General features: G+C 42.5%; 21 protein-coding genes. 3 read left to right on the top strand and 18 right to left on the bottom strand.

Annotated features, from left to right (window positions below; translation table 11 throughout):
- Positions 1-56: 56 nt before the first annotated feature.
- From ACFPA1_RS06395 to ACFPA1_RS06425, 7 genes are all read right to left on the bottom strand, one after another.
- Entirely contained in the window at positions 57-1,670 is a 1,614-nt protein-coding gene (locus ACFPA1_RS06395; RefSeq protein WP_378581752.1) for an AMP-binding protein, read from the bottom strand.
- 60 nt (positions 1,671-1,730) lie between these two features.
- On the bottom strand, positions 1,731-2,699 hold the full coding sequence (locus ACFPA1_RS06400; RefSeq protein WP_378581753.1) for an ABC transporter ATP-binding protein: 969 nt from the start codon (positions 2,697-2,699) through the stop codon (positions 1,731-1,733).
- Entirely contained in the window at positions 2,692-3,705 is a 1,014-nt protein-coding gene (locus tag ACFPA1_RS06405) for an ABC transporter ATP-binding protein (RefSeq protein WP_378581754.1), read from the bottom strand. Before ACFPA1_RS06405 ends, ACFPA1_RS06400 begins: the two co-directional genes overlap by 8 nt.
- 11 nt (positions 3,706-3,716) lie before the next feature.
- Positions 3,717-4,556 carry an ABC transporter permease gene (locus ACFPA1_RS06410; protein WP_378581755.1) on the bottom strand — a complete coding sequence of 280 codons (840 nt, stop codon included), beginning with the start codon at positions 4,554-4,556 and terminating at the stop codon, positions 3,717-3,719.
- Between the two features lie 15 nt (positions 4,557-4,571).
- The gene (locus ACFPA1_RS06415) at positions 4,572-5,519 is read right to left on the bottom strand and encodes an ABC transporter permease (RefSeq protein WP_378581756.1); all 948 of its coding nucleotides are present in this window, start codon (positions 5,517-5,519) and stop codon (positions 4,572-4,574) included.
- 24 nt (positions 5,520-5,543) lie between these two features.
- Positions 5,544-7,106 (bottom strand): ABC transporter substrate-binding protein, encoded by a 1,563-nt coding sequence (locus ACFPA1_RS06420; protein WP_378581757.1) that lies wholly within the window; start codon positions 7,104-7,106, stop codon positions 5,544-5,546.
- 71 nt (positions 7,107-7,177) lie between these two features.
- Positions 7,178-7,390: an acetyl-CoA carboxylase biotin carboxyl carrier protein subunit gene (locus tag ACFPA1_RS06425; protein WP_213140006.1), complete on the bottom strand. Its 213-nt coding sequence runs from the start codon at positions 7,388-7,390 to the stop codon at positions 7,178-7,180.
- A 260-nt stretch (positions 7,391-7,650) separates the two neighbouring features.
- On the opposite strand from ACFPA1_RS06425, the gene ACFPA1_RS06430 reads away from it, so the two are divergent.
- A complete protein-coding gene (locus ACFPA1_RS06430) occupies positions 7,651-9,609 on the top strand; it encodes a helix-turn-helix domain-containing protein (RefSeq protein ID WP_378581758.1) in 1,959 nt (652 codons plus the stop codon).
- Positions 9,610-9,701: 92 nt separating this feature from the next.
- Positions 9,702-10,139 (top strand): Rrf2 family transcriptional regulator, encoded by a 438-nt coding sequence (locus tag ACFPA1_RS06435; protein WP_378581759.1) that lies wholly within the window; start codon positions 9,702-9,704, stop codon positions 10,137-10,139.
- 42 nt (positions 10,140-10,181) lie between these two features.
- Here the strand turns inward: ACFPA1_RS06435 and ACFPA1_RS06440 are convergent, their stop codons facing one another.
- From ACFPA1_RS06440 to ACFPA1_RS06490, 11 genes are all read right to left on the bottom strand, one after another.
- Complete coding sequence (locus ACFPA1_RS06440) at positions 10,182-11,537, bottom strand: aspartate aminotransferase family protein (protein ID WP_378581760.1); 1,356 nt, start codon at positions 11,535-11,537, stop codon at positions 10,182-10,184.
- Positions 11,538-11,571: 34 nt separating this feature from the next.
- Complete coding sequence (locus ACFPA1_RS06445) at positions 11,572-13,038, bottom strand: CoA-acylating methylmalonate-semialdehyde dehydrogenase (RefSeq protein WP_378581761.1); 1,467 nt, start codon at positions 13,036-13,038, stop codon at positions 11,572-11,574.
- 150 nt (positions 13,039-13,188) lie between these two features.
- Complete coding sequence (locus ACFPA1_RS06450) at positions 13,189-14,805, bottom strand: PucR family transcriptional regulator (RefSeq protein WP_378581762.1); 1,617 nt, start codon at positions 14,803-14,805, stop codon at positions 13,189-13,191.
- A gap of 76 nt (positions 14,806-14,881) precedes the next feature.
- Positions 14,882-15,100 (bottom strand): hypothetical protein, encoded by a 219-nt coding sequence (locus ACFPA1_RS06455; protein WP_378581763.1) that lies wholly within the window; start codon positions 15,098-15,100, stop codon positions 14,882-14,884.
- Positions 15,101-15,112: 12 nt separating this feature from the next.
- Complete coding sequence (locus tag ACFPA1_RS06460; RefSeq protein ID WP_213139998.1) at positions 15,113-16,588, bottom strand: NCS1 family transporter; 1,476 nt, start codon at positions 16,586-16,588, stop codon at positions 15,113-15,115.
- A gap of 134 nt (positions 16,589-16,722) precedes the next feature.
- Positions 16,723-18,141: a dihydropyrimidinase gene (gene hydA / locus ACFPA1_RS06465; protein WP_378581764.1), complete on the bottom strand. Its 1,419-nt coding sequence runs from the start codon at positions 18,139-18,141 to the stop codon at positions 16,723-16,725.
- Positions 18,142-18,163: 22 nt separating this feature from the next.
- Positions 18,164-19,450 carry an NAD-dependent dihydropyrimidine dehydrogenase subunit PreA gene (gene preA / locus ACFPA1_RS06470; RefSeq protein WP_378581765.1) on the bottom strand — a complete coding sequence of 429 codons (1,287 nt, stop codon included), beginning with the start codon at positions 19,448-19,450 and terminating at the stop codon, positions 18,164-18,166.
- Between the two features lie 44 nt (positions 19,451-19,494).
- Entirely contained in the window at positions 19,495-20,862 is a 1,368-nt protein-coding gene (locus tag ACFPA1_RS06475; protein WP_378581766.1) for an NAD(P)-dependent oxidoreductase, read from the bottom strand.
- A gap of 376 nt (positions 20,863-21,238) precedes the next feature.
- Positions 21,239-22,048 carry a uroporphyrinogen-III synthase gene (locus ACFPA1_RS06480; RefSeq protein ID WP_378581767.1) on the bottom strand — a complete coding sequence of 270 codons (810 nt, stop codon included), beginning with the start codon at positions 22,046-22,048 and terminating at the stop codon, positions 21,239-21,241.
- A gap of 13 nt (positions 22,049-22,061) precedes the next feature.
- Positions 22,062-22,829: a cobalamin-binding protein gene (locus ACFPA1_RS06485; protein WP_378581768.1), complete on the bottom strand. Its 768-nt coding sequence runs from the start codon at positions 22,827-22,829 to the stop codon at positions 22,062-22,064.
- 94 nt (positions 22,830-22,923) lie between these two features.
- Positions 22,924-24,504 (bottom strand): DHA2 family efflux MFS transporter permease subunit, encoded by a 1,581-nt coding sequence (locus tag ACFPA1_RS06490; protein ID WP_378581769.1) that lies wholly within the window; start codon positions 24,502-24,504, stop codon positions 22,924-22,926.
- 184 nt (positions 24,505-24,688) lie between these two features.
- On the opposite strand from ACFPA1_RS06490, the gene ACFPA1_RS06495 reads away from it, so the two are divergent.
- Positions 24,689-25,591 (top strand): TetR/AcrR family transcriptional regulator, encoded by a 903-nt coding sequence (locus ACFPA1_RS06495; RefSeq protein WP_378581770.1) that lies wholly within the window; start codon positions 24,689-24,691, stop codon positions 25,589-25,591.
- The last annotated feature ends 49 nt before the right edge of the window (positions 25,592-25,640 follow it).

The raw sequence follows: 25,640 nt of genomic DNA on the forward strand, positions 1-25,640 counted from the left end.
TTGGGCCGAAACCATTCTAATTTATGTCAAATTTCTACTATAGAAATTACTCTTTCTTAATTAATCTTTACTTTCGCTTTTTCTTGGTCTGCCAGCACTATTCGCAGCAATTTTCCCGTCCCTGTTTTTGGCAGGGATTCACGGAATTCAATATGACGGGGGTACTTGTAAGCCGCCATTTTTTCTTTGCTCCATAGGATGAGCTCTTCCGGGGTTATGCTGTTTTCATAGTCTGGACGAAGGACAACGAATGCTTTAACGGACTCACCGCGGATTGGGTCCGGTACACCGATTACAGCGGACTCAGAAACAGCCGAATGTTTGTTCAATAAAATTTCGACATCCTCCGGAAACACACTATAACCCGAACATTTAATCATTTCTTTGATACGCCCTAAAAAGTAAAGATAACCATCTTCATCAAACTTGCCGATATCCCCGGTATACACCCAGCCCTCACGCAGTGTTTTGGCGGTTGCTTCGGGTTTATTCAAATAGCCTTTAAATACTCCAGGACTGTTGACCACAATTTCGCCCTGTTCACCGATTGGAAGTTCTCGACGCGGTTCATCTAGGGAAAGAATTTTAATCTTCGTTCCTGGAATTGGTTTTCCAGTCGTCCCGAATTTAACAGCTTCTGGTGACATCAAAGAATCTCCTGTATGCGTTTCGCTTAAGCCATAAGCGGATTCAAATAATCCGATGCCTGTCAGCGCCTTCCACTGATTCGAGATTTCTTCTGTCAATTGAATCCCAAAGCTAGTACAGGAATTGACTCTTAGTGAACTGAAATCAATTTGGGCTGCATGAGGATGATTTATAATGGCCACATTCATTGGTACAACAGTTTGCGCCACTGTTACTCGATGCCGTTCGATGACATCCATCGCGGCTTCAGGTGTAAAGCGATTAAGTAGAACAATCGTTCCACCTGTGTAAAAACTAACATTCATAAACAACATGCCAGCAATATGGCAGATTGGCATTATTGATAAGGCAATATCATCGGCATGAAATCCCCTTGCTTCTGCAACACCTTGAGATTTGTAAAGTGCGTTCTGGTAAGTGAGCATCGCACCTTTTGGCAGACCAGTCGAACCGGATGTGTAGACGATAAGGCATACATCATTATCAATATCTAGGTCAACATCCGGACAATCTGCAATGCCTGTATGAAGGATGCTGACTAAATCAGTTGCTTCTGAATAATATTTCTTTTCCTGCAGTTCCTCAGGGAATTCGGGAATCGGTTTCTCCGGGAGGAAGTCTATGTAGCTTGTTGTGATCACCAATTGGAGGGTGGTATTTGACTTTGCCTTTTCGACGATTGGATACAATTGATCCAAAGTCACAATGGCTTTTGCCCCAAGGTCATTGACTTCATATTCCAGCTCCCATTCCTTGAACATCGGATTGCATGGCCCTACAACCGCACCAATCTTTTGGATTCCAAAATGGCAAATGATATATTGCGGGCAGTTTGGCAAAAACAGAGCTACTTTATCTCCCTTGCGAATCCCTTGTGAATACAGATAATGGGCAAAACGATCCGAGAGCTCATCAAGTTCCTCATATGTCAGCGTTCTTCCATAAAAGATGACGGCTGGTTTATTTGGGTTCACCTTTGCATGGTTTCTTAGGTACTCGTGTAATGGCTTTCCACTATTCAAGGAACACATCCCTTTCGTATACATAATTACTTTCAATCTTTTTATATCTAAAACTATGAATCACCCATGATAAAAACATGCAACCCATCTGCCCTCGGAGACCTGTTCAAGCGGCGGCTCTTCACGCCTGCAGCGCTCATCCGCAAGCGGGCACCGAGTAGAAAATCTGCAGCCTACCGGGGGATTCGCCGGATTCGGAAGATCTCCGCTTAACAAAATGCGTTCACGGTTCCGAACAGTTGGATCAGGCTCTGGAACCGCAGATATCAATGCCTCTGTATAAGGATGGAGCGGCTGCTCAAAGAGCTGATCTGTTTCTGAAATTTCCATGATCTTTCCTAAATACATCACCACAATCCGATTACTGATATGCTTGACTGCCTGCAGTCCGTGGGCAATGAATATATAGGAGAGACCCATATCTTCCTGGATTTCTTTTAATAGATTTAAGATTTGAGCTTGAATCGAAACATCTAATGCTGAAACTGGTTCATCGCAAACGATCAAACTTGGATTAAGGGCCAACGCTCTGGCAATGCCGATTCGTTGACGCTGGCCGCCAGAGAACTCTTCCGGATAGCGGCTTCCATGAGCCGCTGTCAGCCCTACCTTTTCAAGCAGCTCATCCACACGTTTCTTCCTCTCGCTGCTGGTACCAATTTTATGAAGCACTAATGGTTCCGCAATAATGTTGGCCACATTCATTCTCGGGTTGAGCGAAGAATATGGGTCCTGAAAGACCATTTGAATTTTTTGCCCCAAATCACGCTTATTTCGTCCTTTGGATAAAAGCGAATTTCCCTCAAATACGACTTCACCTGAAGTCGGCTCCAAGAGGCCGACAACCATTCTGCCAAGTGTCGATTTTCCGCAGCCTGATTCTCCAACCAGACCAACTGTCTCGCCACGGTGGACATCAAGACTTATACCATCCACGGCCTTTAGCCATTTTCCTTTTTTGCTAAATAAACCGCTTCCAATTGGATAGTGTTTTTTGACGTCTTTAATCGATATCAATGGTTCAGGCATGTACAGTCACCTCTTCCGTTTGCAAATCTACAATATGCCAGCAGGCTGCTCTTCGGTCTTTCCCTGTCTCCACCAGGTTTGGAGCCTCAGTGAGACATTTTTCCGTGGCATAACTGCACCGCCCGGAAAAATTACAGCCCTTCGGTAGCTCAAGCGGATTCGGCACAGCGCCTGGAATCGTGTGAAGAAGCTTTTCCGATGCCCCCCTGAGTTTTGGGACGCTTGCCAGCAATCCCTTTGTATACGGATGCTGGGGATTTTTGAACAGAGAATAGACATCACCCTCTTCGACAATTTCCCCGCAATACATGACAAGAACGCGATCAGCCATTTCAGCCACAACGCCTAAATCATGCGTAATAATCAGGATGGAAATGCCTGTATCCTTTTGCAGATCTCTCATCACATTCAGGATCTGCGCCTGGATCGTTACATCAAGCGCTGTTGTAGGTTCATCGGCAATCAGCAGTGATGGATTACAGGCTAATGCCATCGCAATCATAATACGCTGCCGCATTCCTCCGGACAATTGATGGGGATAATCATTCAGCCGATTTTCCGGATCAGGAATACCGACCTTCGCCAGCAAATTGACGACAATTTCTTTTGCCTTCTGATAGCTGACACCCTGATGAATCTGAATCGGCTCGGCAATTTGTTTTCCAATCGGATGCAATGGATTTAACGAGGACATCGGATCCTGAAAGATCATCGAAATCTCATTTCCTCGAATCTTTTTCATTTGCCTTTTTTTCATCTTCAGCAAATTCTCACCTTTAAAGGAAATCACGCTATCCTTCTCATATTTAATTGACGGTGAATTCAATCCCATTATGGACAATGCCGTTACACTTTTTCCGCTTCCTGATTCCCCAACCAAAGCAACAATTTCACCCGCTCCGATGGAAAATGAGATATTATTTACTGGTTTGATGACTCCCCTAGATGTGGGGATATATGAACATAGATTTTTAACCTCTAAAACAGGTTCATTCGGACCTTTCAATTCAATACCCCCTAAGATCTTTTCATCTTTGGATCAATAGCGACCCGTAATCCGTCTCCAAAAAAGTTACCCGCCAACACAGAAATCAGTATGGCTAGGCCTGGGAAAAGCATCATGTATGGATTCACAAAAATCATGCTGTAGGCCTGATGCAACATTCCGCCCCAGCTGACCTGAGGCGACTGCGCCCCCATGCCGAGGAAGCTTAAGGATGCCTCTACTAAAATGGCAAGACTGAAGCTAAAGGATGCCTGAACAATAATGGGAGACAATATGTTTGGAAGGATATGCTTCATCATAATCCACAAAGGACCTGCACCTGAAATTTTGGCTGCTTCCACATAAGGCTCCCTTCTGATTTGAAGGGTCTGCCCTCTTGCAAGGCGGGCAAATTGCGGCGTAAAGATAATCCCGATCGCAATCATCGCATTCCATAAACTAACCCCTAATGCGCCGGTAATTCCCAGGGCAAGAAGAATAGCGGGAAACGATAAAATGGCATCGACAATTCTCATGAAAATATCATCGACAATTCCGCCTAAATATCCCGAGATAATGCCAAGCGGAACTCCAACAAAAAGTGGAATTAAAATCGCCACAACGCCAGCTTGAATCGCTGCCTGTGCTCCCATCAGTACACGTGAAAACACATCACGGCCCAATTCATCTGTTCCAAACCAATACGTCCCGTCAGGTGGCAGCATGACTTTGGTCAAATCCTGCTTATTCGGATCAAAAGGAACAATCCAAGATGCAAATACTGATAGGAATACTAAAAGCAGCAAAAAAATCATACTTACGAATGCCAGCTTTTCGTGAAATAATCGTTGAAACATCAAACGGAATTGCATCAAGCCGCCTCCTTCTTATTTAAATTCAATCCTCGGATCCAAAACACTATATAATACATCGGTCACGAAATTGATAATCAATACCAAGATAACCATGACTAACACAACGCCCTGCAGCATCGGAAAGTCTCTCTGTAAAATCGAATTAACCGCAAGCTGCCCCATTCCCGGGATGGCAAATACCGTTTCGATGACGACGGTTGCCCCTAACATGTTCCCAAACAGCAGTCCTGTTGTTGTGATAACTGGGAGCAGGGAATTCCGCAGTGCATGCTTCCAAATAACCGGCCAAAGCAATAAGCCCTTGGAATAGGCAGTACGAATATAGTCTGATTCCAACACTTCAAGAAGGGACGATCGTAATTGCCTCGTAATTTGGGCTGCACCAAAAGCGCCTAAACAAATTGCCGGCAGGATGATACTCTGGAAAAAGCCCCCTAGATTATCAGAAATACTTGTAAATCCTGTTGCCGGAAGCCAGCCAAGGTTTACACTAAATACGACGATAAGCAGCATTGCCAGCCAAAAGTTAGGGATTGCTGTGCCAATTGTTCCCATAAATCTTGAAACGTAATCCATCCAGCTATTCGGTTTAATAACCGACCCAATCGCGAAAATCATTCCAAAAATAAATGAAAAGACGATGGACGTGACGACAAGCTGGAAGGTAATACCAAGTCTTGAAAAGACTGCATCACTCACAATCTCCCCAGTAAAGAGAGAACGTCCCAAATCACCTTGAACCGCATTGGTAAGCCAATTCCAATACTGAATCAGTACGGGCTGATCCAGCCCGAGCTGACTTCTTAACAATGCCAATTTCTCTTCAGTGGCATTGTCTCCAAGAAGCGCCAGAGCGGGATCTCCCGGAATGATCAAGATGAGGGAAAAGACGATCAGTGTCGTTACAATTAGCATTGGGATTACATACATCAAACGCCGCAGTAAAAACTTAAAAAACATGGATCTCTTCCCCTCTCTCCAATTCTATTGATCTAACCATAAGGTTGAAAATTTCGGTTTTCCAAGTAATGTTCCTTCAAAGCCTTTCACTTTCGTTGACATAGCAGCTGTTGAAGGCTGGAACAAAATCGGAACTTGCATAGCTTCATCTAAAATAGAAATCTTGTTAATTTCCGCATATAATTTAGCCCGTTCCTTTTGATCATAAGAGGAAGCAGCTTTCAATATTAATTCTTCCTTTTCCGGTGAGGATTCAGCGCCGACATTATAAAAACCTTTTTGGCTTAGGAATAAATTGACGGTTTGCTGCGGGTCGGGTCTTCCGGTCCAGGCAGTTAGATTAGCAGCGATTTGCTTTTCGTTAAAATAAAGCGCTACTCCTTTTGTTAATTCCATAGGCTGGATATTAATGTTAAATCCTGCATCCTTTACCTGACCTTTTATTGCTTCGCCCAACCTTGTATAGAAGGTGTTGGTAGGTACAAACATATCAAAAGTGACGCTATCAAGACCGGCTTGTTTTAATAATTCCTTTGCTTTTTTCGGGTCATATGCAATTTTTGCGTCAGGAGATGCCGCCCAATAATCTTTTGGAAAGGTTTGATAGGCCGCCTCTCCTTCGCCGAATGTTAACGCTTTTACCAATGATTCGCGGTCGATGGCATATTCCAATGCTTGTCTGACTTCCTTCTTGTCAAATGGAGCCATTTTCGTATTGAGGTAAATATTATAGAAAGCCACCTTCATTTTCGTATCTAGGACGATATTCTTGTCATTCTTTAATACCTGGCTGTTATCAGGCGAAACATTCCAATAGAATTGAATCTGGCCTGATTTCAGAGCATTTAAACGCGTATTTTCATCTGGCATGATTTTTGCTGTAATTTTGTCCAAATATGGAAGCCCTTTTTGCCAATAATCTTTATTTGCTTCAAATTGAATTTCCCCATTGCGGACCCATTTGACCATTTTATATGGCCCTGTACCGATCGGGTTTTGGGCATAATCTGCACCAAACTTTTGAACGGCGGCAGGTGAAACCATCATTCCTGAACGATCTGATAAGGCAAGAATGATAGAAGAGTCCGGCTGTTTTAGATGCAATTTAACCGTATATTCGTCAACCACCTCTACAGATTCAACATTGGAAAGGTCGGAAACCTTTGAATCCTTGGAAGTGACACGTTCAATGTTAAATTTCACTGCATCCGCATTAAATTTGGTGCCGTCGTGGAATAAGACATTTTCTTGGAGGTGAAGAACAATCGTTTTATCGTCCGGTGTATCCCAGGATTTTGCAAGTCCTGGCTTCGGCTCTAAATTTGCGTTATAGTTTACCAGTGTGTCATATACAGGATATAGAAGTGCGTGGTCATTACCTGAATTGCCAAGAATCGGGTCATAGTTGCTAATATCGGAGTCATAAGCGACAACAATACTTCCACCCTTTTTTGGTTCGGTTTTCGTTGTCCCCTCCGACGTATTGCCTGAAGTTTTATTAGTCGTTGAATTATTTTTTGAGCAACCAGCAACAAGCAGCAGGATGGCTAAGAATATGGCACCAAATAGTTTACTAGATTTCTTCATATGAAACCTCCTTAATAAGTGGGGTTTGACTGGCAAGTAAGCGCAAATATTCGCGTAAGGTATGAATGGTGCTATTCGAACTTAATTAGGACATCCCCTTCGTTTACAAAATCGCCTTCATTCACCGTAACTTCAATAACTGTCCCCTGCGCTTCAGCTGTAATCGGTATTTCCATTTTCATTGATTCCAATATGACAACATCTTCACCAGGTGAAATCGTATCCCCTTCTTTTACTAGGACTTTAAAAATGTTGCCTGCCATATACGAAGTGATAGAACTCATCTTTTTCGCCACCTCCTTTTAAATAACCGCTTAAAGAAAGCGATTTCAAAAATTGTCGATTTATGTCTGAATATTCAGTATTTACTTAAAGTATATATAATTGGTAGAATTGACACAATGTAGGTCCATTTACATTTTGGGTAATATAAATAGAGTTTTTTACATTGAGGTGTTGTAAAGTGGTTGACCATTCTCTTCTAAGGTCATTTCTTAAAAGAAAATTATCTATATCTTCCTATCAAATTTGGATTTATTCTCCCGTGGAACATAAATGGGCGCTGATCGACAGCTATGATTCTGATATTGAAAACATTGATTTCTCTGTACAGGAATTATCGCCCTTAAAACTGGTTCATCAAACCATCATCACGCTAGATTACCCACAGAGCTACAAGGTGTATCTTTTATCCTCCGACGAAAATATCTCCAAAGAAAAAGAAAATATTGATATTTTTTATCATCTTTTATACCCCATATATACACAGTACGCATTGAAATCGAAAAATATAGAAATGGAAAAATTGATTGAAGGGGTTCAAAACATCACCTCCTCCCTCGACTTAGATGTGCTTCTGACAAAAATCCTTGATAATGTAGCCAGCATCATCCCAGGAGCCGACACAGCGGCCTTTTGGCTTTATAATCCGGTCATTGACCGGCTGGTATGCAGGGCTTATAGAGGCTGGAAAAAGGAAATTGAACAAGTAAAATACAGGGTCGGAGAATCAGTGACAGGGAAAACATTTTTAGATGGCAAACCGCGCATCTATAACTCCTTTCGCGAGGCAAATGAGGCCATGAAAGGGACATCCAATGAAAATGATGAGCTCTTGAAAAAAGCTTTTCATGGTGGGAAAGTTAACGCAACCATAACGGTTCCCGTTAGTTTTCACAATGAAATTATTGGCGTTTTAGGAATACACCGGGTTAACCTTGAACATGAAATTACTGACTGGGATCTTAAACTTTTAAAAGGGCTGACAGCTCAAATTGCCATTGCCATCGAGAATGCCCGCCTATTTACGGAAATAAACAGGAAAAATCAGGTCCTCATTAAACAGAATGAAGTGCATGCCACACTGACACAGTTATCCATCCAAAACAAAGGTATTGATGTGATTGTTAAAGAGTTGACCGGAATGCTGGGAATGTCTTTAATTTTTGTCGATCTATTAAAGAACGAATATTTCCCCGGCAGAGCTATTTTAACCTTCAGTATGGAGGAATTAGCACAGATTATCGGCGCAAAAAACTATCCTATATATGTGGATCTTTATGACCATGATGAGAAATCTTTTTTTATCTATCCAATTTTTACTGACAACACCTGTACCGGCTGCCTAATTGTTTCTCCCCAGCGCTCAATAACTCAACTCGAACACATGATTATAGAACGTGGCGGATCCGTATTGGCACTAGAATTGGCAAAGCGGCAATCCCTTACAGAATTCTACTTTAAAAAAACAAGTGATTTTTATCAAAATCTATTAAGAAAAGAGGCGCCGCGTCTTCTTTATAAACAAGGACTTGATATTGGAATTGATTTAAATAATTACCTTTGCACAACGATCATCGAACTAACCAATTTTATTGACCATCATGTTTTACAAACAAGTATTCACCGATTAGTTTCAAGGATCAAATCCAAGCTCTCCGGGATAGATAAAATCGTTTTCGGAAATAGCAACAAAGTAATGCTTCTATTAACCTTTAAAACTATTGATGCTTTTCCGAGAGTCCTGAATAATATTAAAGAAATATTAAGAGAGTGGGAACAAAATGAAGGTGTGGCACTAAGGGCAGGAGTTGGCGGAGTGTATACGGGTGTAGAATCTGTCTATAAAACCCATAATGAAGCAGCAAGGGCCATTGCCTATTTAAGCTCCAGACACCGTTCCGGATTAATGGAATTTTCGGATATCGGCATTAACCGCCTCTTTTTAAATCAATCCAAAGAGGAAATTGAAAGGTTTTTAGAAGAAATCTTTGGGCCTCTAAATTCCAATAAACTGAGAAATAATGAATTGGAAAAAACATTAATCACTTATGTTCAAACGAATCAATCGGCGGTGAAAACGGCCGAGCTCCTTCATGTTCACATCAATACTTTGTATCAACGGCTGAAAAAAATTGAGGATCTGTTAAATGTTTCTCTTGAGGAACCGGAAAACAGATTGAAAATTCAGCTTGCCTGTCATTTAAAGGAGTCATTTTTTTAAATGTCCGCTAGATTGTTTCCCAATGCTATCATTTTCATTGTGTTATACTGAATGATAGATGATTGGAATGAAGAAAAAGGAAGGCGAAGGGTATGTCCATCAGTAGTCGTTTTTCTGTAGGAATTCATATATTATCCTTGTTGGAAGTTAATAAAAATGAAGTCAATACTTCTGAATTTATTGCTAAAAGCGTTAACACAAATCCTGTTGTGATTAGAAAAATCATGGGGATGCTGAAGAACGCTGGTTTGGTCCATGTTAGGCCCGGTATTGCCGGCGCAGGATTGGCAAAGGGCTTATCGGAAATAACATTATTGGATGTTTATAAGGCAGTTAATGTTGTATCAGATAATGAGTTATTTAGCATCCATGAGGAGCCAAATCCGGCCTGCATGGTCGGGAGAAATATTCAAGATACAATCGGGCCCCTTTTCTCCACAGCGCAATTGGCCATGGAAAAAGTTCTGGCTAATGTGACGATTGAGGATGTTGTAAAAGGAATTTTGGAGAAGGAAAAGCAATCTCAATAAAAAAGAGCACTTTGTGAACATTCACGAGTGCTCTTTTTTCACCTATTTAATCTTATCAAGTGCCTCTCCCAGCGTTTTTACTAAAAAGTTCAAATCCTTTTGTTCAATACTTAATGGCGGGGCAAGGGTAAGAACATTGTTATATCCGGCTACTGTTGCCCCGTTTTTACCAATGATAATGCCTTTTTCCTTGCAGGCGGCGATTACCTGGTTAACAAGGCTGACGTCAAGGGGCTCTTTTGTGCCCTTATCCTTTACTAACTCGATACCAATTAATAGGCCCTTACCACGGACGTTGCCGACGTACGGGTGGTCTTTGAGAAGGTCATTTAAATCATATAACACTTGTTCTCCTAAATCCCTGGACCTGTCAAAAAGCTTTTCTTTTTCCATAATTTCGAGGTTTTTCAAAGCTAACGCGCAGGCTGCTGGATTTCCTCCAAATGTGTTGACATGACGGAAATAGTCGTATTCCTCGGTTCCTTTAAACGCTTCATATATATCCTTGCGTACAGCGGTTGCTGATAGCGGTAGATACGCACTTGTTATCCCTTTTGCCATCGTTATTATGTCAGGTTTGACCCCATAGTTCATAAAACCGAACGGCTTGCCGGTACGTCCAAATCCGCAAATGACCTCATCGACAATGAGAAGCGCCCCGTGTTTTTTGCATACCTCCTGGGCTGCTTTCATGTATCCATCCGGCGGGACAAGAATGCCGCCTCCCGTAATGATTGGCTCCATGATCATCGCAGCAATCGTTTCACTTAACTCCCAGGTCATCGTTTTATCAATCTCTTGAACGGAGGATAATTTCATTGGATCGGACACATTCGTATCATCGCGGTAAGAATCTGGCGGAGATACATGGATAAAGCCTGATGCAAGCGGTTCATACTTATATTTCCTTTGCGCCTGCCCCGTGGCAGCGAGCGCCCCAAAGGAATTTCCATGGTAACCACGGTACCTGGCGACAATCTTATAGCGATTGTGATCGCCCTTTTGCTGGTGGTATTGGCGCACGATTTTAAAAGCAGTTTCATTTGCTTCAGAACCGCTGTTTGAGAAGAATATTACATAATCATCACCAAGCATTTCGTTTAACTTCTCTGCCAGCTTTATGGCCGGAACATGGCTTTGTGTAAGGGGAAAATAGGCCATTTCCTTTAATTGTTCATAAGCGGCATCAGCCAGTTCCGTTCGTCCGTAGCCAATATTTACACACCAGAGGCCGGACATCGCATCCAAATAACGCTTCCCATCTACATCTGTAATCCAAGAACCTTCCGCCTTCTCAACAACAATCGTCGCATCCGGACTGTATGGACGCATCGCATGCCAAACATATTTATCATCATTCTTCACCAACGATTCCTGCGAACGGTCCGTTTGAACCATCACACTTCCCTCCAATTCTAACAGTTATTTATACTTATGCGTCAAATCGTGATGTGATCATTTTCTTCCGGGTGTAGAAATTGAGTCCGTCTTTGCCGTTAACGTGAAGATCGCCATAGAAGGAATCCTTCCAGCCTGAAAACGGGAAAAAGGCCATTGTGGCTGGGACCCCTACATTGATTCCGAGCATTCCCGCCTCTGCCTCTTCGCGGAACTTCCGGATCGCTTTAGCGTTATTTGTATAAATGGTGGCTCCATTTCCATAACGGGACCTGCGAATAAAATCCAAGCCTTCATCCAAATTCTGGGCACGCAGCAAGCTCAATACCGGTGCAAAAATTTCATCCTTCGCAATGGTCATCTCTGGAGTAACATGGTCAAAGATGGTTGGTCCTAGGAAGTTGCCCTTTGGAAGGTCACTCATTTCCTTTCGGCCATCCCTAATTAACTCCGCTCCTTCCTCTAAGCCTTTTTCAATATAGCCAAGGGCCTTATCACGGTGTTCCTTGCGAATGACTGGGGTTAATAACACTTCCTCATCCATGCCGCTTCCGATATTTAACTTGTCAGCTTCCCTCTTTAATGCTGCGACAAACGCTTCGTTATCTCCCACGACAACGACTGCACTGCAGGCCATACAGCGCTGTCCGGCGCTGCCAAAGGTTGCACTCATTACATGTTGAACAGCCTTTTCTATATCCGCATCCGGCATGACAATATGATGGTTTTTCGCACCGGATAAGGCTTGAACCCGTTTGCCTTCCCTAGCAGCCCGCTCATAAACGTACTTTGCCACTGGCTGTGAACCGACAAACGAAATGGCGGCTACGTCCTTATGCTCAATCAAACCGTTTACGACATCATGCGCTCCATGCACGACATTCAAAACACCCTTCGGTGCCCCCGCCTCCGCAAACAACTCTGCTAATCTATTTGCTAGAATTGGCGTCCGTTCAGAAGGCTTTAACACAAAGGTATTACCGCAGGCGATGGCGAGCGGAAACATCCATAACGGCACCATCATTGGAAAGTTAAAAGGCGTGATTCCCCCGACAACACCCAACGGATAGCGGAACATTTCTGAATCAATGTCTTCAGCGATACCAGACAACGTCTCACCCATCATTAATGTCGGTGCTCCGCATGCAAACTCGACACACTCGATTCCGCGCTGCACCTCCCCGTAAGCTTCCTTGTAAGCCTTGCCATTTTCCTGAACAATTAAGCGGGCTAATTCTTCATGGTTTTCTGTTAATAGATGGTGGTACTTATAGAAAACACGGGCTCTTTTCGGGACCGGGACATTCTTCCATGTCCTAAACGATTCCTTTGCGGCAGCCACTGCCAGATTAACATCTTCCTTGGATGAAACAGGCACCTTGATTAAAAGTTCATTTGTGGCAGGATTCGGTACATCCAGCGTCTGTCCGCTTGCCGAAATCACCCATTCCCCATTAATAAAATTCTTTAAAACCGCAGTATCATTTTTTGTCACGCTCATCCTTTATCCTCCTTCTTTAATATATAGCTTATAAACTATTATCTCTTATCCTTAAAAAGCATTCATTAGACAATTCGTAAAACGACAAAGAGCAATTCATCGACAGTGTGACATCTTTAAAGGTCTAAAAAGACGCGGATCATGATATCCCTAGCGTACCTGATTAATTTTATTCGGCTGTGATGCTGCTAGATAATCATGAACGAGCAGCATAAATTCAATTGCCACCCTCTTCTCACGCTCCATAAAATCCTCACCAAGAAGGTTTTCCAACTTTTGCAGACGGTGATAAAGGGTCTGCCTGACAATATAAAGCTTATTGGCAGTTTCCTGTTTCGAACCGTTACATTCTAAATAAGCCTTCAAGGTTTCCAACAGCTTCGCATTATATTTTTGATCGTATTGAATAACTGGCTCAAGATACTCCGAGGCCATTTCCTGTAAATCTGTCTGCTTGCTCAGCTGCGAAATTAGTCTGTATAAATGCAAATCTTCATAAAAATGATAGATTTGCTGCTGTGACATATTTTTTTGAATTCGCAGTGTTTCCTTGGCAGTTTGATAGCTTTTATGTACCTCGCATAATGAATCCGAAAACTTTCCAGCAGCGGCAGTAAACCGCGCTGATGTTTGTTTACGAAAAAATTCGGAATTTCGGATAGAGTCAATCGAATTCTTAACCCGATCCTTCCAATTCTTCTTGGCACGGTTATTGATGAGAATAAAGATAAGCTCATTCCTTTTCTCAACGATAAAAACAGTAAAGCCGTTTTGTTCAAAAACCGAGCGAAATAATAGCTTTAGATAGGTTACGTCATGACTAGATTTTTCTTTTACCGGGAACAGCTTCGAAATGACCACTACTGCTTCATTTGTTTTTACTGTCAACCCATTTTCAACGAGGTATTCCTGAATATCTTCGAGTGAATGCTCACCTTCAAGCCAGCCGTGCAGCCATTCGAATTCTTCTGCCCTCTTCTTTTCCTCCACATATAAATCCCTTAATAAATGCTGGGCTAATGCTGTTGCGGTTCGGTCCAGAATCAATAAATCGTATTCACTGATTGAAATATCTGCAGAATAGATCGCTAATTCCGCATATTCTTGCCCGAATAAGAATACAGGTACAGAAGCGATGCGGTCGCTTCCTTGTTCATTGGTACTTAGCAACTGCTCGAGAATATTGGCTTGTTCTGCAGAGGAGATATTCGGAACAAATTCATATTCTTGATTTTTTAAGCGAAAAATAATTTGAACATCCAATGCTGAAAAAATAAATTGCAAAATGTCCTCATATATTTCGATGGTTAGAAGCCGTTTATTTAGTCTTTGCGAATAATTTTCTAAATCGGAAATTTTTTGGTACTGCTGGCTGATAATCACAGAATGAATGTCCTGGGTGATTTCAACAAACGGGACCTCCTCTTGAAAAATAATTATCGGGAATTGGTGTTGATTGGCAATTGCAATGACTTCTTCGGGAATTTCTGAAATATAAGTTTCCATTTCAATACACAATCCTGCTGCCTGGTTTTGAATAAACTCTTTCACCATGGAAATAAACAGACTGGGCTGATCCTTCCAAGCAACACCCGTTGATAAAATCAGTTCTTGACCTTTTAAGAGATTCCGAATACTTGTTACTTCGACTACATGCACCCATTTGACAAACCGGGATAGCCCCTCCTGTCCGGCAATGACACGTGTATTGTCAAAGTGCTTTCTAGTTAAAATATCTAACACTTTAAGCTGGAATTGTTCTTTCATCCCGCAGTTCTCCCCTAAAAATGTCAGCTGAATTTCGGAAAAGGACTGGCTTGAAGTCAATCCTTTTCCGAAACCATTATTTGCCCATTGAGTTCTGTTTGATTAAAAGGCTGGAAAAATATTTTCGCGCATTTGCATTGCTTATCAACAAAGCTTCTGTAACGTTTCCGTTTGGATGTACAAATTCAACAGTAGCCCCATCCAAATGCTCATTTACAGAATGTATTCGATATCCCTTTTGGATGAAAAAGTCTATTTTGTCCCTTTCCGCAAGAAATTGTTGATGCTCAGACATGTCCCGCCTCCTCTAATATAAATCGAGATTTTCCGGAAGTTCTTCAGCAGCCGGTTCATAGATGCGTTCCTCTTCAATAACCCAGTCCCGCCCTACTGAAATTCCTAAATATTTTTCATCACTCGGCTCTTCAATTTCGGCTTGACGGAATAGTTTAAACCACCAATATTTAGCCAGTACATAATAAACGGCTGCACCTACAAGAAAGCCAACGAGAAAGCCATATTCCGGGACAAAGTAAGAAGCTGCTGCCCCAATAATCCAAGCAATAAATCCGGCAGCGTTTACTCCGCCAAGGTATTTAAATTGCCCATGATCTTCATATAGTTCAGGAACATTGACCCTTCTTTTTCGAATCAGATAGTAATCGGCAAACAAAATACCAACGATGGCCGAAAGGATTCCCCCTACAAATAAAAGAATCGGGATAATAACACCAAACAGCTCCCACGGCTGAACGACCGTTCCGACGATGCCAGCCGTAATGACACCGGCCCAAAATGGAAACTTAGGACCGCCTACGTTTGAAAAAATGGTCGCAGCAGGAACAACATTGGCTGCTGTATTGGTTGACCATTGAGCCAACACAATCATTAATAGTAAAATGGCAAGAATGAAGCCGCCGGCAGCCTTCTGCAGAGCCACCACGGGATCATAATTTAGTACCGCAATATATGAAACTGCACCAATAATAATCATAAAAGTCTGTGTTAATGGCATCGCCACAAGGTTACCAATCAACGAGCCTTTATTCCGCTTAAACCAGTTCTTTTCGTTGGCAGGTGCCTTAATAAACCGAGATATCGTTGGAATATCTGCACTTAATGTCGCCCAAAAGCCCATGTTGGAAAAAATAACGACCAAAAATGCCGTAAAAGCAGCACCGCCAGTAACAGGTGATTCCACCCAGCTCCAAACGTCCCTTCCGGCTGCAGCAGCCTGGTCTGATAACGACACGTACATCCAGAGCGAGATTATAAGAATAATCGGAGCGGCCAAATCCGCAAATCTCTCAATCGATTTAATCCCCAAAGCTGTGTTGACCAACTGAACAACCGCAAAAATCAGGAAGCAAATAAACCAGTTATCAAAGCCAAATAAAATATTTAAAATACCGTTCATTGCCGTTGCCCCAAAATAGGTGTTAATCCCAAACCACATTGACGCCGTTACACCCCGGGTAATCGAAGGAATATGCGTTCCGATCGTTCCGAACGGCGCCCTCATATAGACCGGAAACGATAACCCATGTTCAATCCCAATGTCCGCAATCAAAGATATAAAGAAACCAATGGCAAGGCTTCCGATAATTGTTGCAAGGATAACCCAAGGCAGCGATAGGGTCATGACCCCCGCTCCGCCAATGGCGAAGGTGGCAAGAACGACGACCATCCCCACCCACATAAAGGAGTAGCCTAAATTGGTAATTTTCCGGTCCTTTTGCTGGATGGGCAATAAATCGGGTGATTTTAAATGGCTTTTTTTCATATGAACACTCCAATTCGGTTAAATTTTTATAAAAAATTTAATGAAAACAACCGACATGAATAATTCATTAATGGGGCAATCACTCGAGCACGCCCGAGCAATTGCAGGAGTGGTTCAAGAATAGAATAGATTTGCTAGATTGATAGTGTTTCATTCTGATTTACCGGTGAAGTTGAACTATATTTCTCCCTTTTTAAGTATTGACCAGAGCCTGGCTTGCCGACGAACTGCTTGTCGCGGACCACGTATTCGCCGCGAACTAGAACAGAAACTGGCTCTCCGGTGACTTTCATTCCTTCGAAGGCATTGTAGTCCACGGCCATATGATGGGTTTCCGCCGAAAGTACCCGTTCGATTTTCGGGTCAAAAATGACAAGGTCAGCATCAGCACCAATGGAAATCGTTCCCTTTTTCGGGAAAAGGCCAAAAAGCTTGGCAATCCGTGTCGAGGTAATGTCCACAAACTGATTCAGACTGATTCTTCCCTTTTTCACCCCCTCCGAGAATAAAATGGTAAGACGATCCTCTATCATCGGTCCGCCATTAGGAATCTTCGTAAAATCGTCACGTCCCAGGTCCTTTTGGCCTTTGAAATCAAATGAACATTGGTCGGAGCCCAATGTTTGCAGCTGGCCGCTTTTTAACGCATTCCAAAGGACATCCTGATTCCATTTTTCACGGAGCGGCGGCGACCATACGTATTTCGCACCTTCAAAATTCGGTTTTTCCAAATAGCTTTGATCAAGAACTAGATATTGCGGGCAGGTTTCCCCCCAAACCTCATACCCTTTTGCTCTTGCTTCGGCTATTTTTTCAACTGCATCCGCACAGGAAACATGAACGACATATAATTGCGAATTAGCCAGACCTGTAAAGCGGGCAGCGCGGCCAGTCGCTTCACCCTCTAACTCCGGCGGTCTTGTTAAGGCATGATAAATCGGATCCGTGTTCCCTTCCGCGAGGGCTTTTTTCGTTAAGTAATCAATAACATCCCCGTTCTCGGCATGGACCATGACCAGCGCGCCTAGGTCCTTTGCCGTCACTAGCGTCTTAAATAAGGTCTCATCATCCGCTTGGAAGACGTTTTTATACGCCATAAACACTTTAAAGGAGGTGATTCCTTCCTCATTTATAACTTGAGGCAATTCATTAAGTACTTGATCATTGATTTCGCTAATCATGAGATGGAAGCTATAATCAATGACCGCTTTATCCTTGGATTTGTTATGCCAGGTTTGAATCGCATTTTTTAACGGTTCACCTTTATTGGTCAGACAAAAATCGATGATCGAGGTTGTGCCACCGAAGGCAGCGGCAATCGTGCCCGATTCAAAATCATCCCTCGTTACAGTACCGCCAAATGGCATGTCTAGATGGGTGTGTGGATCAATTCCTCCGGGGAAGACGAGGCAGCCTTTTGCGTCAATCACTTCTGCTCCAACAGCCGAAAGATTGGCGCCAATTTGTGTGATTTTGCCGTCTTCAATTAATATTTCTCCTTTAAACGTATCTGCTGCTGTAACAATCGTTCCGTTTTTAACGATCTTTTTCATAGGTTTAGCCCCTCCTAATCTATCATTTAGTTGTATCCACTTTGCAAGTTATGGCTGTGTTAATAGCAGCCTGACGTTCATTCCAAGACATAGGCGGCATTTCATTGGGGACTTCAATCATATCAATTGCCCCATCTACAGGACAGACAATTGCGCATAAGTTGCAGCCGACACAATCCTCTTCCCGCACCTTCAGATAGCTTTTTCCTGATGCATCAGAAAGCATTTCAATACATTGGTGCGATGTATCCTCACAGGCTATATAACATTTGTTACAATTAATGCAAACATCCGTATTGATTTTCGCCACGATATTGTAGTTCAGATCAAGATTTCCCCAATCCGAGTATTTCGGCACTGATTTGCCGATAATGTCGGAAACAGCAGCGATTCCCTTGCCGTCTAGGTAATGATTCAGCCCCTCAATTATATCCTCGACAATCCGGAAGCCGTGATGCATAGCGGCGGTACAGATTTGGACTCCGGTTGCCCCCATCAGCATAAATTCAACCGCATCCCGCCAGTTGGAGATGCCGCCGATACCGGAAATCGGGACATTGATTTGTGGATGTCTGGCGCACTCTGCCACCATATTTAAGGCAATTGGCTTTACGGCAGGACCGCAATAACCGCCATGGGCACCCTTCCCGGCGACATGCGGGATCGTATTCCAAGTATCAAGGTCCACGCCCATAAGGCTGTTTATCGTGTTAATCATACTAATGGCATCGGCACCGCCGTTACAAGCCGCTTCCGCAGTTGCTGTAATATCGGTAATATTCGGAGTTAGCTTGACGATAACAGGTGTTTTTGCCACTTCTTTTACCCAAAAGGTTTGTTTTTCTACAAGGGCCGGCACCTGACCTGAGGCTGAACCCATGCCCCGCTCTGCCATGCCGTGCGGACATCCGAAGTTTAGCTCAAGTCCATCGACCCCTACAGCCTCCACACGTTTAACAATTTCATGCCATTTTTCCTGCTTCGGCTCGACCATCAGAGAGGCGATGATGGCATGGTTTGGGAACTTCTTTTTCGTTTCATAGATTTCCTTTAAATTTACATCGAGCGGCCGGTCAGTAATCAATTCAATATTGTTAAAGCCTGCGACCCGCTGGCCGTTAAAGCTGATGGCAGCAAAGCGGGAGCTTGTATTCAAAATGGGATCCCCAAGCGTTTTCCAGACGGCTCCTCCCCACCCCGCCTCAAAGGCCCTTTGAACCTGATAGCCTGAATTTGTCGGTGGTGCAGACGCCAGCCAAAATGGATTTGGCGAATTGATCCCTGCGAGGTTAATCCGTAAATCAGCCATCAAATTTCCCCCTTTAAAGTTTTCATGAGATTAATAGACTCGAGTCAAATAGTTCCCACCGTTGTAAATTGTTTGTGAATGGCATATGCAACTTCTTTTCCTTGCTGGGCAGCCGTCACAACCATCGCTTCCCCTTGTCCTTTGCCAAAAATCACATCGCCGCAGGCAAATATGTCTGGATTTGATGTCTGCAATGTAACTGGGTCAACCTTAACCACCCCTCCGTCGTGCTCCAGTCCAAACTGCTCAATTAAGGAGAGATGTCTTGTTTGTCCGATAGCTTTCACCACAGCATCAACCGGAATTACATGTTCTGACCCGACAACCGATACAGGACGGCGCCGTCCATCCGCCTCAGGTTCACCTAGCTTCATCTTTAAACACTCAATTCCTGTCACCTTGCCGTTCTCGTTGCCAATAATCCTTTGCGGTGCAGTCAGCCAGCGGAACTCGACACCATCCTGCTTGGCAAATTCATATTCAAAATCGTAGGCTGTCATTTCATCTACGGTTCTTCGATAGAGGATCTTCACGTTTTCAGCCCCTAGCCGAATGGAACAAGTCGCACCATCTATGGCTGTATTCCCAGCACCAATTACAACCACACGCTTACCCACAAATTCATTTGACAGTTCCCCACCCTTGGTTGCTTTGACAAACTCAATGGCATCATAAACCCCATCCAGCTCCTCGCCTGAAATGCCAAGTCCTGGCACATGTCCCATTCCAGCTGCAAGGATTATCCGGTCAAACCCTTCCATTAATTCTTCAACCGTAATGTCTCTTCCTACCATCGTATTGGTTCGGATCGTAACGTTTAATTTTTCCACCTGCTCGACTTCCCAAAAAGAAATACGCTGCGGCAACCGAAACGAGACAATACCATAGGTATTTAAACCGCCAGCCTTGTTGGCAGCTTCAAAAACAGTCACTTTGTAGCCCAGCCGTGCAAGCTCACGTGCTGCCGATAATCCGGCCGGTCCAGCCCCGATGATCGCTATTTTCTTTCCGTTTGATTCACCTTTTTCAAATAGAGTTTGATTATTGTGGATGGCCCAATCTGTCGCATAACGCTGCAGATTGCCAATCATGATTGGTTTAGTGGAGTGATTCAGTACACAAGCTCCTTCGCAGAGTTCCTCTGTCGGGCATACCCTTGCGCAGCTTGCTCCTACCGGGTTAGCCGACATAATCGTCTTTGCAGATCCCAGTAAGTTTCCAGAGGCAATTTTTTTAATAAAGGCAGGAATATTGATGCCCGTTGGACAGGCTTTGATACATGGGGCATCATAACAGTAGAGGCAGCGATTAGCTTCATCTATCGCTTCTTGATTCGTAAGTCCCGGCTCAACCTCTTGAAAGTTTTTTTCAAGATTCGTTAAGGAAATTCGTTGTGTTTTTTCGATTGCCAAATAAAAGCCCTCCCTTTTTGTTCATTAAACAACATTAATGAAAGCGCTTTAATATATAATTTTTTTAACCCCCTTTTTCAATATATATTTTACAAAAACTCTGCATACTCCATTTATTTTACAGTTTGTAAATCGTCATTACACCTTACATCCTGTTAAACAGTTCTCCCTATTCATTAATCACTATGTAAAAAGAATCCTATCAAATACACAAATATTATTAGCTGTACTCTTTTCTGAATACCTTTTCAATTTAGCACAATTCACTTGAAAAAAATGTAAAAAAATGGCGTATTGGCAATTATCCTTACAAACTTTTTTATCGACAATTTTTTCAAAACGAAAAAAGTGCTCCAAAAGGAACACTTTTATACTGTTAAGCGTTGAAATACTTAGCAAGTTCGATAATCATTGCGCCCATTCTTTCATTTTCGGGAACGACGAAACGGTTTACACCTTCTTCTCTTAAGGCTTCAGCGGTAACTTTTCCCACTGCTGCAGCTACTACGTTTTTATTCAAGGAATATACTATAAGATCAAAAATATTATGCTCCCGTGCATAATTAAAAAGCGAGTGAACCTGTGTTGCCGTAGTAAAACATACAGCATCACATTCAGTAATCATTAATTCTTGAGACAATTTTTCAACCATCTCCTGCTCAGGCGCGATATGCTGATAAGGGAGGATTTTTTGGACCGACCCGCCTCGGTTTTCAAAAAACGACGTTAACGTCGGTGCCAATTCTCCGTGCAGCTGTATCAAAATGTTTTTATTGGTGAACTCGTAGGACTCAAGTGCTAAAGCTAATCCCTTTGTAGTACCATCTTCTGCTGTGGCAACCGGTTGTACTGCTAATTTTTTTAGCGCCGAAATCGTTTTATAGCCTCTTACCGCCACCTTAGCCTCACGCAGTCTTTTTAAGAAAAGCTCCTCCAAACCGAGCTTTGCCGCTAAGCTAACGAGTGTTTCAGTTCCAATTCCGGTCGTAAGGATTACCCAATCAGTCCCGTTTTTTACAAATTTAACTAGGTCAGACTCCACTTCTTTTTCAGCTAAAAAAACTGTCCCTTGGAGGGGCCGGACGATTGGAATTCCGCCTTGTTTCTCAATAATCGTACTAATCTCTTCGATTTTTCTTGATCCGCAAATAATAATCTTCTTCCCTCTCAACCCTTTTTCGTTCATATTTAACACCTTCTTATTTATGTATAAGCTTATATAATTTTTCCAAGCCATCTAATAGTCTTGGTGATGGACGACAGTATAGTTCCTCCTCGAGGATGAGTATCCGATCATCTGTCAAATAGTTTAATCGTTCATAACCGAGCCGCTTCTTGACAACATTTTTTTGAACCTTTTCCCTACGGACTCCTACCCAGGCGAGACATATAAAATCAGGCTTCCGGTTTAACACATCTTCCCAATCTGTCTGGACGCTCGCCAAATCCACATCTGAAAAGACGTTCTGGGCACCTGCTGCTGCCGATATTTCAGTCAGCCAATTGATTTTTCCCGGCGTGAAAATCGGCTTTGGCCACCACTCCCAATATAATGCCGGACGATTCGTTTCCTTGGCGGCTAAGGATTTTATGGCGTCGAGCCTTTCGTGAAATTGCTTCGCGGCCGTCGTCCCCTGTTCCGGCATTCCAAGTATTTCAGCGGTTATAATTAAGTCCCGCTCAATATCGTTTAATGATTGCGGGTTTAAAACAATATGAGGAATCCCCCGCTCCTTTAGGGCCTCTACATTTTTCTCCATTCCGGGTACACTTAGTGAAGCCAGAACCATATCTGGCTGCATCTCTTCAACTAAGTCCATATTTATTGATAAATCTGGCCCCAATTTAGGCAGACCTGAAACAGATGCAGGCCAATCTGAAAAATCGTCAACACCCACTAAAAGGTGTGTCAAGCCCAGGTACTCCATCAGTTCTGTATTACTCGGGCACAATGAAATCACTCTCAAAGCTTCCTTCTCCCCTCCGAAACATCTCTTTTTTTCCATTATATATAAAAACCAGGCATCCGAAAGGAATACCTGGTAAAAAATTTGGTGCGGATTAATTTCCTGCTAATTTAGTTGTTACCTTGGTACCTGCTGGCTTTGTTTCACTAGGATCCTCCGCCTGCTTTGCCCGCTTAATAAAGAAGGCGAGGACTAGTGCAACTGCAGAGATAGCAGTCGCAAAGATGAAGGAGTAATTAATTCCATCTAACATGGCTTTCATCATAATTTCTTGTTTCATTTGCGCGATAACTTCCGGTGTTGGAGACTGGGTAGCGTTTTTCATGGCTGCCTGCGCAGCAGCCCCAAGTTCCTCTGCCTTTGCAGTAGTCCTGTTGGTCATAACCGTTACTAACAAGGCAGTACCAATCGCACCAGCCACCTGGTTTAAGGTATTGTTCATTGCTGTTCCATGTGGATATAAGCGGGCTGGTAATTGATTTAAGCCATTCGTTGATACCGGCATCATGACCATCGACATGCCAAACATCCGGACGGAATATAGAATAATCAAGTGTGTATAGGAAGTATGCAGCTCAAGCTTAGTAAACATAAAAGTTGTTACTGTCAATATAGTTAAACCGGTAAGCGCCAAGATACGGCCGCCAAACTTATCAAACAATTTTCCTGTGATCGGCGACATGACGGACATCAAAATCGCTCCAGGAAGCAGCATCAATCCCGCATCCATTGGCGAAATGCCGCGAATGGTCTGAACGTAAATAGGAAGCAAAATCATCCCAGAAAACAATGCCATATTGACAACCATGGCGATTGCAGAAGATAAAGCAAACATTGGGTATTTATAAACTCGGAAATTCAGTAAAGGATTTTCTTGCTTTAGCTGTCGTAAAATAAACACAATCAAGCAGACGACTCCAATAATAATTGAGCCATAGACAATCGGGTCATCCCAGCCGCCTTGGCCCCATGTACTGCCGCCTGTATCTCCTGAAGTACTTCGCTTTCCAGCGGAACTAAATCCATAAAGGATTCCGCCAAAGCCAAGACTAGATAACGCAAGTGAAATTAAATCAATACGCATATTCACTTTTTCTTTTTTATCTTTCAGTAAGAAAAAGCCGATTAATACTACAACGATGGCTATTGGTGTAATAAAGTGGAAGAGCATTCTCCAATCATAATGTTCAATAATCCAGCCTGAAAGGGTAGGCCCAATGGCTGGTGCAGACATTAAGATGAGGCCGAACACGCCCATTGCCGTTCCCCTTTTTTCAACTGGGAAGCTTACTAACATAACATTCATTAACAGCGGCATTAAAATGGCGGAACCTGAGGCCTGCAGCATCCGTCCGCCTAATAATATAGGAAAAACGTGAGCAGTACCTGCGAGAATTGTCCCAGCTAAAAATAATAGCATTGCCGATAAGAACAATCGTCGAACTGAATATTTTTGAATTAAATAAGCAGTGGATGGAATTAAAATTCCGTTTACGAGCATAAAGCCAGTGGTCAGCCACTGCACAGTTGATGCTTCCACATCCAAGTCCTTCATAATTGAAGGCAAAGCAATATTTAATAATGTATTATTTAAAAACGCTATAAAAGCACCGACCATTAACACCGCTATAATGCCATATGGCGGCTGGCCGGATTTATTTATGGTTTGATCCATTCTATTTCCCCCTATAAACTAGTTGTTCATTTTTTTATACCCCTGTTTCATACTTACATAATAATATACGCGCTGTTCAATTTTTGCAATAAAAAAATCTGCGTGTTTTATTGGTTTGTAAACTAGTGAAAATTCAGGTACTATGAATTTATACACTCGGTACAAAAAAAAATCAAGGTGATAAATGATGAATGAACGAAAAAAGCATGTTGTCAAAATGGCCCATCAGCTATTTATTGATAAAGGGTTTCAGTCAACATCGATTCAGGATATTTTAGATTACAGCGGCATTTCCAAAGGGACCTTTTATAATTACTTTTCCTCAAAAAATGAATTATTAATTGCTATTTTTAAATCAGTTTATTCGGAATTAGCGACATTACGAAATGAGTTATTAATTGGCCAAGATCGTTCAGATATTGAAATCTTTATTAAGCAGATTGAACTTCAATTAAAGACGAATCGAAAAAATAAGTTAATCACCCTTTTTGAAGAGGTGTTGGTTTCTAATGATGCCGACCTAAAGCAATTTATTGAACGGGGAAAAGTAAAAAACATACATTGGGTTTACCTGCGTTTAATTGATCTTTTTGGCGAAAAAAAGAAAGACTATTTATTAGATTGTGCCATTATGTTTATGGGAATGCTTAGAGAGAACTTAAAGTTTTCGCTATTGACCCATGATTCAAATGCCAATCTCAGCCATGTAGTACGTTATACAGTTAACCGGTTAGTAAATATGGTGAATGAAGTGGCGGTACAGGATGAGCAATTAATTAGTCCGCTGACTTTGGAATCCTGGTTCCCTGATTGTAAAAAAAATCAGCATGATTTTCAAAAGAGGATTCATCATGCCATTTTTACCCTCAAAAACAAATTGGGCCAAAATGAGCAATCTGCCTCTATTAGCCTTTTGGATTTTATTGAAGAAGAGCTGCTCGATACAAAAAAGCCTCGTAAATTCCTAATTGAAAGCGCCCTTTTTTCTTTAAATGCACAACTACGGGGCATTCTGAAGGAAGACCTAAAGAAATTGGAAAGTATAGTTGAAGATTTTTTTATCGGTCTTGATAAAACTGATAAGTAAAATAGAAAAAGCAGTCCTTTTACCCGGTTTTGGTAAAGGAACTGCTTTT

Source organism: Neobacillus sp. GCM10023253 (genome assembly GCF_042653105.1).
In the GTDB taxonomy this organism is placed as follows: domain Bacteria; phylum Bacillota; class Bacilli; order Bacillales; family Cytobacillaceae; genus Neobacillus; species Neobacillus citreus.